Annotated in this window: 13 protein-coding genes and 1 pseudogene; 13 read left to right on the top strand and 1 reads right to left on the bottom strand. The window is 42.3% G+C overall.

The features are described 5' to 3' along the window. The first annotated feature begins 164 nt into the window (after window positions 1-164). The 8 genes from EWV84_RS05345 to EWV84_RS05310 all read left to right on the top strand — a co-directional run bounded on the left by EWV84_RS05345 (window position 165) and on the right by EWV84_RS05310 (window position 6,221). Entirely contained in the window at window positions 165-542 is a 378-nt protein-coding gene (locus tag EWV84_RS05345) for a DUF3110 domain-containing protein (protein WP_286824946.1), read from the top strand. Window positions 543-689: 147 nt separating this feature from the next. Beyond that, window positions 690-1,109, top strand: coding sequence for a YraN family protein (locus tag EWV84_RS05340; protein ID WP_002765893.1), 420 nt, complete (start codon window positions 690-692; stop codon window positions 1,107-1,109). A 565-nt stretch (window positions 1,110-1,674) separates the two neighbouring features. Continuing rightward, on the top strand, window positions 1,675-2,313 hold the full coding sequence (locus EWV84_RS05335; RefSeq protein WP_287076932.1) for a histidine phosphatase family protein: 639 nt from the start codon (window positions 1,675-1,677) through the stop codon (window positions 2,311-2,313). Between the two features lie 49 nt (window positions 2,314-2,362). Next, window positions 2,363-3,007 (top strand): histidine phosphatase family protein, encoded by a 645-nt coding sequence (locus EWV84_RS05330; protein ID WP_287076930.1) that lies wholly within the window; start codon window positions 2,363-2,365, stop codon window positions 3,005-3,007. Window positions 3,008-3,420: 413 nt separating this feature from the next. Then, window positions 3,421-4,134: a biotin--[acetyl-CoA-carboxylase] ligase gene (locus EWV84_RS05325; protein ID WP_287076928.1), complete on the top strand. Its 714-nt coding sequence runs from the start codon at window positions 3,421-3,423 to the stop codon at window positions 4,132-4,134. Window positions 4,135-4,179: 45 nt separating this feature from the next. After that, window positions 4,180-5,424 (top strand): M23 family metallopeptidase, encoded by a 1,245-nt coding sequence (locus tag EWV84_RS05320; protein WP_287076926.1) that lies wholly within the window; start codon window positions 4,180-4,182, stop codon window positions 5,422-5,424. Between the two features lie 247 nt (window positions 5,425-5,671). Beyond that, window positions 5,672-5,953, top strand: a complete 282-nt coding sequence (locus EWV84_RS05315) for a hypothetical protein (RefSeq protein WP_002759713.1) — start codon at window positions 5,672-5,674, stop codon at window positions 5,951-5,953. Between the two features lies 1 nt (window position 5,954). Continuing rightward, on the top strand, window positions 5,955-6,221 hold the full coding sequence (locus EWV84_RS05310) for a type II toxin-antitoxin system RelE family toxin (RefSeq protein WP_002765899.1): 267 nt from the start codon (window positions 5,955-5,957) through the stop codon (window positions 6,219-6,221). Between the two features lie 197 nt (window positions 6,222-6,418). Here EWV84_RS05310 and EWV84_RS05305 read toward each other — a convergent pair whose 3' ends face one another. Then, window positions 6,419-8,491: an NACHT domain-containing protein gene (locus EWV84_RS05305; protein ID WP_287076922.1), complete on the bottom strand. Its 2,073-nt coding sequence runs from the start codon at window positions 8,489-8,491 to the stop codon at window positions 6,419-6,421. Between the two features lie 215 nt (window positions 8,492-8,706). On the opposite strand from EWV84_RS05305, the pseudogene EWV84_RS05300 reads away from it, so the two are divergent. The 5 genes and pseudogenes from EWV84_RS05300 to EWV84_RS05280 all read left to right on the top strand — a co-directional run. Further along, window positions 8,707-8,919, top strand: a pseudogene (locus tag EWV84_RS05300) (aminotransferase class V-fold PLP-dependent enzyme); the annotation flags it as partial. A gap of 217 nt (window positions 8,920-9,136) precedes the next feature. Next, a complete protein-coding gene (locus EWV84_RS05295) occupies window positions 9,137-10,879 on the top strand; it encodes an ABC transporter ATP-binding protein (protein ID WP_287076921.1) in 1,743 nt (580 codons plus the stop codon). 214 nt (window positions 10,880-11,093) lie between these two features. Next, complete coding sequence (locus EWV84_RS05290) at window positions 11,094-11,576, top strand: hypothetical protein (RefSeq protein WP_287076918.1); 483 nt, start codon at window positions 11,094-11,096, stop codon at window positions 11,574-11,576. A gap of 116 nt (window positions 11,577-11,692) precedes the next feature. Further along, window positions 11,693-13,324, top strand: a complete 1,632-nt coding sequence (locus EWV84_RS05285; protein ID WP_287076917.1) for a purple acid phosphatase family protein — start codon at window positions 11,693-11,695, stop codon at window positions 13,322-13,324. A gap of 47 nt (window positions 13,325-13,371) precedes the next feature. After that, on the top strand, window positions 13,372-13,767 hold the full coding sequence (locus EWV84_RS05280) for a hypothetical protein (RefSeq protein WP_287076915.1): 396 nt from the start codon (window positions 13,372-13,374) through the stop codon (window positions 13,765-13,767). The last annotated feature ends 375 nt before the right edge of the window (window positions 13,768-14,142 follow it).

Raw genomic sequence — 14,142 nt, 5'->3', positions numbered from 1 at the left:
CTGATGTCATTGACCAGGGAATAAAGGGTTTGCCGTTTAATCCTGTAGTGCTTGACCCACTACGAATGACTAAGCTTTCAGACTTTTAAGTAAGTTTGAGTAAGTTTAGTTGAGCGGTAAAATGAGTATAGACGACCACCGCTTATCGATCGCTAATAGTAATTATGCGTGTATTTGTACTACTTTTTAACGCAGGCACAGAAAACGAAGGTATCCACACCATTCAAATGGGAGCTATCAATAAGGTGTTGATGTTTGAATCGGAAGATGATGCCACCCGTTATGCTCTGCTGTTAGAGGCACAGGATTTTCCGACTCCCACGGTAGAGAAAATTGATTCGGAGGAAGTGGCAGAATTTTGTCGCGACGCCGGCTATCAAGCGGAAATGATTGAAGCGGGTATGTTGGTAATTCCCCCCGAAAGCAATGCCGAGGAGTTGGATTGGCAAAAAGAAGAAGTCCCCCCCGCCGAGGAGGAGTTTTCCGAGATTCCCGATGCGGAGTTAGACAGCATCCGTCGTCGTCTAGAAGGACTTTTGTAATCCAGTGATTCAGTCAACAGTAATCAGTAACCGGTGGGTTCACTGAACACTCACCTTATAAGGACAGGCACTCATGCAAGAGGCAAAAGGGGGAATAAATAATCAGTTTTTAATAACCGGATGTAGTATGATAACTGATCACTGAACATGACAACCGTGGGGGAATTGGGCGAAAATTTGGTGGCGGATTGGTTGCAATTACAGCAATGGCATATCCTCCAGCGTCGTTGGCGTAGTGCTGGCGGTGAAATCGATTTAATCGTCTTGTCTAAATCTCAGGCGACTCTCGCTTTCGTCGAGGTTAAAACCCGCAGTGCTGGCAATTGGGATTTAGGGGGCAAATTAGCGATCAATGACCGTAAACAAGGGAAAATTTACCAAGCTGCCCAGATATTTCTCGCCTTTTATCCCCAATGGTCTGATTTAAGCTGTCGCTTCGATGTGGCGTTAGTTAGTTGTCAAAAAAGTTCTCTATTAGCTTTACCTGAGTTTTCCCTTGATTATCCCTGTCAGCTACAGGCAGGTTATCAATTGCAATTACAGGAATATCTCGTGGCGGTTTTCTAAAAACACAATAGGCCCGCCTAGGGAGGCGGGCTTCATCTTGTACAAACGATATGGACTCCTAAAAAATTAACGGACTCAATACAATAGAGGTTTACAGAACCCACAACAGTCTATCTGTCAACTATCAAGATTCCTCAGTTTACCGACTCAGGTGCTGATTACGGCTCACTCCATCTGTCCTATATCGAGCAACAGAGGCGAAACCATACTTTACTTTACAAACTTTGAGAATCTGCGTCCGATTTAGCTGTTGCGTTGATCTAGAGCAGGTGGCACAGGCTCTAGGTCTTTTTGCCTGGAAGGAAGTTGAGTCGCTTCCCTTGTGCCTTATGTCTTTAAGATAACACGTTTGTCAGGACTCGATCGACCTTGTGATTAAAGTTTACACTTATTGATTTTTAGCAAAAATTGCCGTTACAAAACTATATATAGGGTCGGCTGAAAAAGTTTTTCCTAGGGGCAGGGTGTAGGGTGTGGGGTGTGGGGTGTGGGGTTTTACTTTTTAAACAGGATTTAGTATCACTATAAGTGGGAGAGGGTCACAAATAGAAGAGGAACCCAAAAAATGAGTCTAAAACTTTACTTTTTGCGTCATGGCGAAACCACAGCCAGTCAAGCGGGTAGTTTTTGCGGTCGATTAGACTTGCAACTAACCCCGGCCGGCTATGAAATGGCCAAGGATTTCGCTCTTGTCTATCGAGATGTGCCTTGGACAGGGATCTATTCTAGTCCCCTCAAGCGCACCATGGCCACGGCCACCCCTTTAAGCGATCTCTTAGGTATTCCCATCCACAAACGGGAAGGATTAAAAGAGATTGCCTACGGCCAATGGGAGGGAAAAACCGCAGCCGAGGTTAATCGGGAGTTTCATGATGATTATGTGCGCTGGTTAGCAGATCCGGGCTGGAATTCTCCCACAGGGGGCGAAAAAGGCATCGATATCGCTCGCCGCAGTTCGGAAGTATTAGAGGAAATCGACCATAATCACGATGATGGCCATATTTTGATCGTTTCCCATAAAGCAACGATCCGAATCATGTTATGTTCTCTTTTAGGCATTGATATCGGCCGTTATCGCGATCGAATTGCCATGCCCGTGGCCTCGGTGACGATCGTCGAATTAGCCGAACACGGTCCCCTCTTTCAAGTCATCGGCGATCGCTCTCACCTCCGCAATGACCTGCGCTCGCGAGCGGGAACCTAACCAGTCAACAGTAACCAGGAAAGCTCCGGATTTGGTCTCCTGAAAAACTATGTGCTTGATGTTATATTTTCTACGACACGGACAAACGGCCTATAGCAAAACGGGAGGATACTGTGGTACTCCAGAAAATGACCCCGGTTTGACTGCCGAAGGCATCGAAATGGCCGAGGAATTCGCCGATGTCTATCGTTCTCTACCTTGGCGTGCGGCCTACGTCAGTCCCCTACAAAGAGCTATTCAAACCGCTAAACCCCTCTGTGAAGCGGTGGGACTGAAATTAGAAATCCGCCAGGGATTACAAGAGATCGGTTATGGTCTTTGGGAAGGTATGCACCCCAACGATATTGACGATCAATATCATGATCTCTATGTACGCTGGTTGACGGATCCGGCTTGGAATGCCCCCCCCAACGGAGAAAGGGGGATCGATATCGCCCGTCGTTCGGCGGCCGTTTTGGAGGAAATCGAACACACCCACAGTGATGGCAATATCCTGATTGTTTCCCACAAGGCCACCATCCGGATCATGCTCTGTAGTCTGATGGGTATCGATGTGGGCCGTTATCGCGATCGGTTTGAAATGCCCGTGGCCGCTGTCAGTATCGTCGAATTAGGCAGTCGTGGCCCGCTTTTCCATGGCATCAGTTTACGTTCCCACCTCAGTGAGTACCTGCGTTCTCTCCCCTGCACCTAATCAGTGATCAGTGATCAGATGTGAGTTTTCATGCTCAATCCAGTTATTAAAAACTGATTATCTATTCCCTCTTTTGCCTTTTGCCTCTTGCCTTTTGCCTCCCCTGATATGTAGCCTATACTCAACGGATTTAGTATTACTTCCCACTTGATCATTCAATCCAAGCTTTTGGGGGGTTCTACCCCCCAAACCCCCCGTTGGGGGCGTGGCGCCGCCCCCAAACCCCCCGCGCATTAGTTTTTCGGTGAGATGCTTACACGCAGCTGCTGACACATCTGTAATCATTTAAGAGTCACTCCACTTGCAGGAGTGCCTCTCCTGATATTTAGCCTATACTCAACGGATTTAGTATCAGGTCACTGATTACTGTTTACTGTTTACTGATCACTGAAAATACTCCCCACTCCCCATTTATGCCCAAAATCCATCAGTTTGAACTATTACCTTCCACTAATACTAAAGCTTGGCAATTATTAGAATCGGGGGAAAATCCGCCTTTTGTGGTGATTGCTAGTCAACAAAGTGCCGGGAGGGGACAATGGGGACGGGAGTGGATTTCTGAACAGGGAGGATTATATTTATCTTTGGCGTTAAATCTTGATTTAGAGGTGGATAAATCTGCCCATCTCGTTCTCGCTACAGTTTGGGGCATCGCTCATCAGCTGAATTGTCAAGAAATACCCGTTAAAATCAAATGGCCGAACGATTTGGTATTATTAGGGCGCAAACTAGGGGGAATTAACCTAGAAACCCGTATTCAAGGCCAAAACATCCCAGAAGCAGTCATCGGAGTCGGCATCAATTGGGCTAATCCCGTCCCCCCCACGGGCATTAATTTACAAGCTTTGGCTGGCAATAAAATCACCTCGATCGCTCAATTAACCGATGTCATCAGCGAAGCTATCCTATACGGCTATGAATATTACTGTAATTACGGTATAAAAGACCTATTAGCCTCCTATTTAGGACTTTTTGCCAATTTTGGTCAAAAGATAGTTTTCGAGGGCTATCAGGGCATAATAACGGGGGTAAGCGATCGAGGGGAATTAAAAGTTAAACTCACCTCGGACAATGCCAGTAGCGAAATCTATCTACCGGCGGGTAGGGTCAGTCTCGGCTATAATTGAGTCTAAATATTTTTTTGACTAAACTGTGAGAAGTGAGGCCGCCCTATGTATCCTTCATCGGTGATATTGAAACTTTTTCTAGGAAAATCCTTAAAAAAGAAGCTGAGTTTATGCAGTGGTCTCGGTTTAGTAATCAGCGGTCTGATTACTCTTGCTCCCAATGCGATCGCTAATTCTGAAACTGGCAGCGAAACCCCGGTAGTGGAAAATGCCGCCCCGACTCTGAAAGCCCCCGTTATCAAAGAAAATACTAATCCCGCCCCCCGTCTGGCTATCCCCGAAAACCATCAAACCGATATGCCTACCCTTGCCCCCCGGGCCGGCGGTAAAAATAATTTTATCGATACCAGAAACTTTAACCCCCCCAGTTCCGTTGTCGTCACCGAGCGCCGCAGTGGTTGCCAAACCATCGCCCAAAATGGTCAACTGGTAGGAGGTAGCTGTAATCTGGCGGCCCGGGCCTCCCGTCGTCAGCCGGTCAGCACTGTGGCCAAACCCTTACCCCCGGTTAATCTGGCCCGGGTACGTGTCAATCCTAATCCAGCCGTGCGGGTAGGACGGCAGCCCCGAAATCAGCCGGTTATCGCTAATAATTCCCTGCGTCGTTATGCCCCCACTCTCGTGGCTTCTAGCGCCCCGGTACGTCTGGCCGCCCCGACGGTGATTGCCAGTCAGGTGGTAGCCCTCAATCCCCCGGAATGGAATGGCGTAAAATTAGCTTTGGCCCCGGTGACTCGCGCAGAAGTGGAAGCAATCAGCGAAGCGACCACCTATGAGCGCGCCACCCGTTTAAGTCCCACGGATTCTAACCAAACTCAACGCACCGATTTAATCTTTCCCCTCGCCCTTCCCGCCCAAATTACCTCGGTTTTCGGGTGGCGAAATCATCCGGTCAGCGGGAATCGGGCCATGCACGCGGGTACTGATTTAGGCGCACCAATGGGAACACCTGTATTAGCCGCCTACGCGGGGGAAGTGGCCACCGCCGACTGGTTAGGAGGTTACGGATTAACGGTGATTTTACGTCACCTCGATGGTAGTCAAGAATCTCGTTATGCCCACCTTTCGGAAATTACCGTCAAACCGGGAGAATGGGTGGAACAGGGCGCAGTTATCGGTCGCGTGGGTAGTACGGGACTTTCTACCGGTCCCCACCTACACTTTGAATGGCGACACCTAACCGAACAGGGTTGGACCGCCGTAGATGCCGGTTTACATCTAGAATTAGCCCTCGATAATCTGGTGCAGAGAATGCAAATGGCCGCAGCCACTGACTCTAATCAGAATTGATTGGTCCTGGCTGACAACTATAGCAGTTTTTGGAGCTTAAAAACGCATCGTTGAGCTTTTGCCCAATTGATGCGTTTTCATACATTTGCAGTCTTAAGTAGTTGGACAAAAATAAAGTTAACTGTGGGGTAAGGAGTCAGGAGTCAGGAGTCAGGAGACGGGAGACGGGAGACAGGAGACAGGAGACGGGAGACGGAATACACGCTAAGATACAAATAATAAACTTGAGAGAAGCACTTGATTAAATATGACTCTAACTGACGTTGAAGTAAATCCCTCGACTCCAGAAGATTTTTTAGATTCTGAAACATTAGTACAGGTCGATTTAATGCAGCAAAAGATTCAACAATATTTACAAACCCTATCAGTAGAAAATTTAAAGATGATTCTAGAATTTGCCGCTTATTTGTCAGATAAAGAAAGTGAAAAGGCAACGCAAGAAATTAGAGCAATCCCGAATATTATGGAACATTTGAAAGAAGCTGAAATGGATTTACAATCAGGTTGCCTCATTGATTGGGAAAGCTGAGATGACTTATAAAGTCCGTTTGACAGCTAAAGCAAATAAAGTTTATTCTGAAGCGGATCCAATCTTAAAAAAGAAGATTGCTAAGTGTTTAAAACTACTTCAAGAAACACCGAAAAATTACCCTCAAATTAAAGCATTAAAGGGAGAATTTGCTGGGAAGTATCGCTTCCGCGTTGGAGACTATCGGGTTATCTATACCGTTGATGATAGTCAGTCTCAAGTTATCGTCTTGCTGATTGAACATCGCAGTCAAGCTTACCGCCAATAAATAGGGTTTGCTGAAAAAGTTTATTGTTGAAGTCAGTCAGGAAGCGGGAGTTTCAGGCTTTGTTGTCCTCTTTTTGCACTAATTTGTGTTCTATAAAAATGGTAATGCAAGGTTTTTGAGGCTCCCAATCCTCATAGTGTTAATATTCGCTAATCTCATCTAATTGGAAAGGCAAGATTTGAGAAAAAAAGTAGAAGTTAAGGAACGCGGAGCATTCGGTCTTCGATTTCTTGCCAAACGGTAGGGGAAATATTAACAGCCACTTTTTGGCAGTCGAGAATCAGGCGATTAATATAAAAATAATGCTCGTCTATTTCGTAAGTTTCCTCGGTGGATAAATTAAGTAATTCAGTCGTTAAATTAAAAGCAGTATTCCACATTTTAAATAATTGATCAGCAAATTCTAGATGTTCTTTTTTAGTTGCTTTATCATCAGGAATAATTTGTTTTAAAGCTTCTAAATCAGCGATTAATTGGGAAAAATTAACCTTAGAAATAATTCGATCCCGAGCAAATAAGTTAACTAACTTGACATAATCAATGACGTTGTCGATAAAGAGAGTCCTGAAGATGCCGTCGGTGATCTCGGGGGCGTAGGCGCGGGCGATGACGTGGATGATCTCGGGGACGTAGACGATGGGGACGACGTTGACGATGACGAGCAAATTGGCGATCGCTCTTCTTCCTACAGGTTTAATCGGACTATCAACAGAATCTTTAGTCATCTCATCTGCCCATTGCAAAATCGGCACTAATTTTTGACCAAGGGGCGTTTTAAGATAATTATGGGCTTCTTTCTCCATTGCTAATAACAAATTATCGGCTTTCCCTCGCATCAAACCCGCCACTAACAAAAAGACCTCTTGCCAACGAGTTTCTGTTACATAATTCTTAACTGCTTCTTCAATCAAATCATTGTCATAGATATACTGAGCCGTGAGGTATTCCTGAAGGGTTAAATGAGAAAAAGAATAGATATCTCTCGCCCGCTCTACTAAAATTCCCTGTTCAATTTCAATGGTTTTTAATACTTTTTCGCCGTCTAAATGTTGCGGAGCATTTAAGTTTTGTTTAAGGTGATCTTTAATTTGCTTAACAATTTCTCGTTTTTCTAGAAAAAGTTTATCTGCTACAAAATTCTGATAAGCGACTTCAGATAGCAAAATTTCTTCTTGCTCAATACTGAGATTTTCATAAACTAAACCGCGATTAGGTAAACGTTTTTCGGCTGACCATTTTTCCAATAAAATTCGTAACGCATCTTGATAAAGGCGACTGCGATTTGTGGGAAACGATTGATTTTCATCATAAACCAAACACAAAAAAGTCAACAATAACGGTGTATGGGCTAACTCTTTTGCACTTTTATACTCCTCCTTTTGCAACAGTTCCCAACAATTTTTAGCTGTCTCATTTTTGCAATCTAATTCGGAACTAAACCAATGTTCAATAAAACTTTGAATTTGCTGATCATCAAATTCGACAATTTCAATATCGGTAAATCGTTGAAGATGAGTTCTAGCAGCAGTGCGACAGGAGAGAATAAAACGATTTTTATAATGCCTATCTACAAAATCTTTAATTTTCTCGATTACATTATTCACATTAGCTGTTGGCACTTCATCCAAACCATCTAATAAAATTAGTAATTCCCCTTTTTCTAGTTTATTGCTAATATTTTTTTCCACATTGGGAAAACCACAAATTTTAAACTCCTCTTCAATTAATGCCTGAATATTAATCTCGTTTTCTTTAAAGTTTTTCAACTCCAGTAAAACAGGTGTTAGAGAATGCTGATAACTGTCTTTATTTCCCTTGAGAGCTTCTAGCCCAACTTTTCGCAAAAATGTAGATTTACCAATACCGGGATCACCAAGTACCATTAAATATTGTTCTTGATTAGCCAAAAGTAAACCATCTTTTTTACCATCATCCCTAAAGTTAAACCGTCGCTGCTTACTCTGACGATATTTATTTTCTAAATTTTCATCATAATAATACCTGACTAAATTTCCCAAACATTTGACATTAATATAAATTGACTCCAAATCCATCGGCTTAGACATTTTTAAAACCTTAATCATGCCGTGCCGATCCCAGTAACGTTGAGTATATTCCCGCAAAAAAAGATACTTTCCCTCTCTAATAAGCTGCCCGACATCTTTATTCAATAACTCATTTTTATTAATACCCTCCCACCCCGATTTAATCATTTGGCCAATAAAATTATTAGTCAATGCTGTTACAATGGTTGTTTCAATTCCTGTCATAACTTAACCCCTGTAAATCCTCTGAAGCTTAGTATAAGCCAGAAAGCGGGTTTCTCAACAACCCAGAAACCCGCTTTCTCATCAACAACCCAGAAAGCGGGTTTCTCATCAACCCAGAAACCCACTTTCTTTAAGAAAGCGGGTTTCTAATCCTTAAGCCGCTAAACTGGGAATAGCTGCTTGTCCTTGGCTCTCATTTCTCAGATTGTCAAATAATGCAAATTTATCTTGACTATAGTGCTACTACCCCCACTCATCCCCAAGTGATCGAGCGGGTTGCCACTATTCTCCAGCATCATTGGGGCAACCCCTCCAGTTTACACACTTGGGGACAGGATACGGCGACAGTCATCGAAATGGCCAGAGAACAGGTAGCAGGGTTAATTAATGCCAATTCAGACCAGATTATCTTCACTTCTGGCGGTACGGCTATCAAGCTAAAATTGATCAGCCCCCCTGGTAAACCGCCCAAGGCTGCTTCTAATGTTAAACCGAGGCCAAATCAGGACAAGGAGAAAAAATAAAAATTCTTGGGTGGGAAATGTGGCCGCATCTCATAATCCACTGATTATCTATTCCCCCTTTTACCTGTTCCCTGTTCCCTATTCTAACTGATAACTGATCACCGATTACTGATAACTGAATATGGCTTATTCTCGCATTAAAAAACTAGCAAATTATCTACGTCCCCATTGGCAAATAGTAACTGGGGGGGTAGTTGCTCTGCTTATTGTTAATCTTTTGGGTGTTTATATACCGCTTTTAATCCGGGATAGCATCGATGATCTGAGTAAATCCTTTGACTTTCAAAAAATCATTTATTATCTGATTTTAATTGTCGCTTTAGCCTCGATTATGTGGTTTATCCGCATGATTTCCAGAGTATTGTTATTCGGTATCGGTCGTCAGGTAGAGTTCGAGCTTAAACAAAAAATCTTTCAGCATTTATTAACCCTTGAACCTGCCTATTTTTCTCGGCAAACTTCAGGAGATTTAATCAACCGTGCCACTAGCGATGTGGATAATATCCGTCGTCTGGTGGGTTTTGCTTTGCTCAGTTTGGCTAATACTTTTTTTGCCTATGGGTTAACTTTGCCTGTAATGTTAGCGATTCATATTCCCCTTTCAATCGCCGCTATTTCTGTCTATCCTTTGATGTTAATTGCGGTGCAGTTATTTAGTGGTCGTCTGCAGCGGCAACAGAAAAAAGTACAAGAAAAACTCTCGCATCTGAGCGATTTAATTCAAGAGGATATGAGTGGTATTACTCTGATTAAAATTTATGCCCAAGAAGGTAACGAGCGCCGAGCATTTAAGCAAAGAAATCGCGAATTATTACAGGCTAATTTAGATTTAGTCCAGACTCGTAATTTTCTTTTTCCCCTGATTGAAGCTTTGGCCTATGTCAGTTTATTGGCGTTGCTTGCTCTCGGTACTAGACAAATTATAGCGGGTAATATCACCATTGGGGACTTTATTGCTCTGTTAATTTTGGCAGAAAGATTAGTTTTTCCCACTGCTTTATTAGGTTTCACTATTACTGCCTACCAACAGGGAGAAGTGAGTATAGATCGCCTGGAAACTATCCTATTAGCCGAGGCTAAAATTAAAGACAATGCCGATTGTATTCACTTAAAAAATATTCAAGGAAAAATTACCGCCAAAGCCTTGACTTTTTTCTATCCTGATGCTAAGGAACCCGCCTTAAAATCTCTTTCTTTTACCATTAATCCGGGGGAAACGGTAGCGGTCGTCGGTGCGATCAGATCGGGAAAATCTACCCTTGCTAACGCTATTCCCCGTCTTTTGAATATTGCCGAGGGACAGTTATTTATTGATAATCAAGATGTCACTCAAATTGCCCTGGAAGAGCTGCGAAAAGCGATCGCTTATGTTCCCCAAGAAAGTTTTTTATTTAGTACCACTATTGAAGATAATATCCGTTATGGCGATCCGCTGCTGAATTTTTCGGCAGTGGAATCGGCGGCCAAACAAGCGAGAATTCAGGAGGAAATCGAGAATTTCCCGCAAAAATACGGAACTTTAGTGGGAGAACGTGGGATTACTCTTTCCGGTGGTCAACGTCAACGGGCCTCTTTAGCGCGCGCTTTAGCCATCCAAGCACCGATTTTAATCCTTGATGATGCCCTATCTAGCGTCGATAATCAAACGGCTACAGCTATTTTGGAAAATATCAGCCAAGAAAGCCAAAAAACCGTGATTTTTATCTCCCATCAATTATCGGCCGCTGCCACTGCCGATCGCATTTTTGTCATGGATCGCGGAGAAATTGTCCAGATAGGAACCCACGAGGAGTTAATCGCAGTCCCCGGAGTCTATCAAAATCTCTGGCAACAGCAGCAGTTAGAGTCTAAGGTTTTACAGTAGCTGATAGAATAGGGAATCTGCCAGTTATTGCCAGTGAGTAGGAGAATTTAAGAATGATTTAATGGCTATTTTGTCGATTTAATGGCAGCAAAAGCCAATAATCTCACTCAACACTTTATAAAAATTTCTAACCAATTTTTGTGTTATCTTGATTTCTCGTGGCACAGGTAATGTGCTAAAAACCGAATAGAAGTCCACTTGAACCGAGAAATTCATGCTTAAAAATCTGAGTAAAACCGCTCTTTTAGCCACTGCTACCCTGATCGGTGTCCCTAGCGTCTTCATTCAGCCGACAATTGCCCAAATGCCTACTCTAGGAGATGGTATCATATGTACGGCAACTGGCAAAACCGCCCAAGGAGTAAAACTATATGTTTATACTTCTGAAATTGATGACGACTCAATCAACAAAAAAGAACCGGTGACACTGACAATGGTTTCCCCGGTTAGTGATGTGGTGGAAGGGCAAATTTTGGTAGTTAACAAAGACGATAACACCGTGACGATTGATAATTTTGCTGCCGCAACTCCCCCGGAAATGCAGCCAATAGGATTAGCTGTCACTACCTATCAAGGTAGAAATACTTTTAGTGGAAAAAGTCAAGCAGGAACACCGGTTAGTTTTACCCTAGAAAACAATCTTCGCACCATTAAAGTTAAGCATGGTGGTGATTCTTTCACGGGAGTTTGTCACTAAAATTACCCTAAGAGCGGTTAACAGTTTTGTTAGTCCTCTTTAACTTGAGCATCTCAAAAGCTGGATGTTATATTAATCCAGCTTTTTTAATTATAATTAGTTATCTTTTAGCGACAATGAACAAGGAGCAACTTTTAACCGAACCTTTTTTACAATTACCGACCGAAACATCAATAAAAGTGGTTTGGTTTACGGAATTTTTTGGCACTCGTCATCAGCTGCGCTACGGGGAAAAACTAGAGAAAATTGCCCTCGCTCAAACTAGCAAATTAACTAGAGTTAGAGAAGATGCCAAATCGAGAACCCTTGAAGCTTATCAATCTTTAACCGATCGAGAAATCTGGCGACATCAGGCCGAAATTACTGATTTAAAGCCTGGTGAAAGGATTCCCTATCAAGTCACCAGTTTTCAGGAAAATACAGCGATTAGAAGTGATCTTTATACCCTTACCCCAACACCAAAAAAAGGAACTAATCTCAAAATTCTGCTCACTTCCGATCATCAATTAATGCCGATGACTGCCGCTAATTTGCAAAAAGTTAGCGAAACTATTGGACAGGTAGATGCGGTTTTTTTAGCCGGAGATTTAGTTAATATACCCGATCGAGCGTCGGAATGGTTTGATGATAGTCGCGGTGGGTCATTTTTTCCCTGTTTACAAGGTCGTGCTAATTATACTCTCACAAAAAATGGCATTCAAACTATTTATAAAGGAGGTGAAATTATTCAAAATGCACCCTTATTTCCTGCTATTGGTAATCATGAAGTTATGGGCAGATTTTCTACTTCCAGAGGTTTAAATGAACAGTTTGAAGATTCTATTCCTCACTTTATTGCTAAAAAACTAGCAGAGGATACAGCAGCAATTAATGAAAACTGGTTAAAAAATAAGGCTTTCAACACAGAAACCTACGAAGAAATTTTTTCTTTGCCTCAAAATAAATATTATTCTCTAACTTTTGGTGATATTCGTTTAGTGGTTTTATATGTTACTAATATCTGGAGAAATCCCAATTTAGAAGCCAGTGCAAGGGGAAGATATTACGAAAATCAAAGAGATTTAGATAGACCCGATCGATGGGGTTACGGTCAGCATATTTTTGAGCCAATTGCTCAGGGTAGTCCTCAATATCAATGGTTAGAAAAAGAGTTAAATAGTCGAGAATTTCAAGAGGCTAAATATAAAGTAGTTATGTTTCATCATCCTCCCCATACCCTAGGAGGAAATATCGTTCCACCCTACACCGATCCCCTACCGACAATTCAAGAGGATGCCACGGGAAAAGTTACATCAGTACGCTATGATTATCCCCAAGAAAATGATTATATTATTCGCGATCTAATTCCTTTATTAGAATCGGCCAAGGTTAATTTGGTTTTCTATGGTCATTCTCATTTATGGAATCGTTTTCTTAGTCCTAACGGCACTAATTTTCTCGAATCTTCTAACGTAGGTAATAGTTATGGTGCTTATTTAGGTGATAAAAAACGTCCTGTACCTCTCGATAGAAATTATGCAGCCATCGGTAATCCTAATGGATTAGCAGCAATTATCCCGAATATTGCCCCTCTAGTGGATTGGGTTAATCAACCTTTACCCTATATTGCCAGTAATGATGTAACGGTTTTTAGCATTTTAGATACAGAAAAAGGAACCGTGAGCAGTTATCGTTTTGATACTCGTTATCCTGACTCCGAAGTAATTAAATTTGATGAATTTGACCTTTTTAGCATAGGTGAAATATAATAAAGTCAAAGAGTGCCGGTTAAATAGATTCTCTTGGGGTTAATTCTATGACTACTGTTACTAGCAATGATATTCAAGAATTGAAAGACTTACTTTCGGCAATGCGACAGGAAAACCGCGAGCAGATGATTTCCCTGCGAGAAGAAACCCGCAAGCAAATTGATACGCTAAAGGAAGATAATCGCAAACAACTAGAAACCCTGAGAGAAGAAAATAACCAGCAATTTATTAACCTACACAAAGAAATCACGGAAGTCAAAATTATCACGGCTAAAATTGAAGGAACAATTCAATCCCAAGCAATATTAACCCAAAAAATTCCTGATTTAATCGAGAAAGTTGGGGAATTAAAAAACTGGAAACAAATAGCTATTGTCGCTATCACTGCTTTTACCAGTGCCACAATTACTTGGTTTATTCGAGGAGGAAATTTAAAACCTTAAAGTCTGGCATTTTTCTCAATTCCTAATTGGTGCATTTGCAGAATAATCGGTTTCAGGGTTTCTCCGAAAGCGGTTAAAGAATGGTCGATTCGCCACCGCCTTTGCAGTCCCCCAGTTAACTTATGCCACAGGATAAATGTATAGGCACAAAACACCAAGATAAAATAAAGTGGTGTAATCGGTTATAAATCACTCCGAAGGCATTATTGGTCATTTGAGTTAGATTTTTCCTTTCACTTTCCCCTAATAATCCTCCTAAATAGGGTCTGCTGAATAAAGCTAAAAACCTTACAGGAAAGGGCTTTTAGCTTGATTGAGAGTCGCTCAGGTGCCCCTGAATCTGCTAAAATTACTCAAAACCCTTGCATCTTCTCT

Origin of the sequence: Microcystis sp. M_QC_C_20170808_M3Col, assembly GCF_007095505.1 — a bacterium.
Taxonomy (GTDB): Bacteria; Cyanobacteriota; Cyanobacteriia; order Cyanobacteriales; family Microcystaceae; genus Microcystis.
The sequence above is the reverse complement of the archived record's forward strand: the minus strand, read 5'-3'. Positions and strand labels throughout refer to the sequence as shown.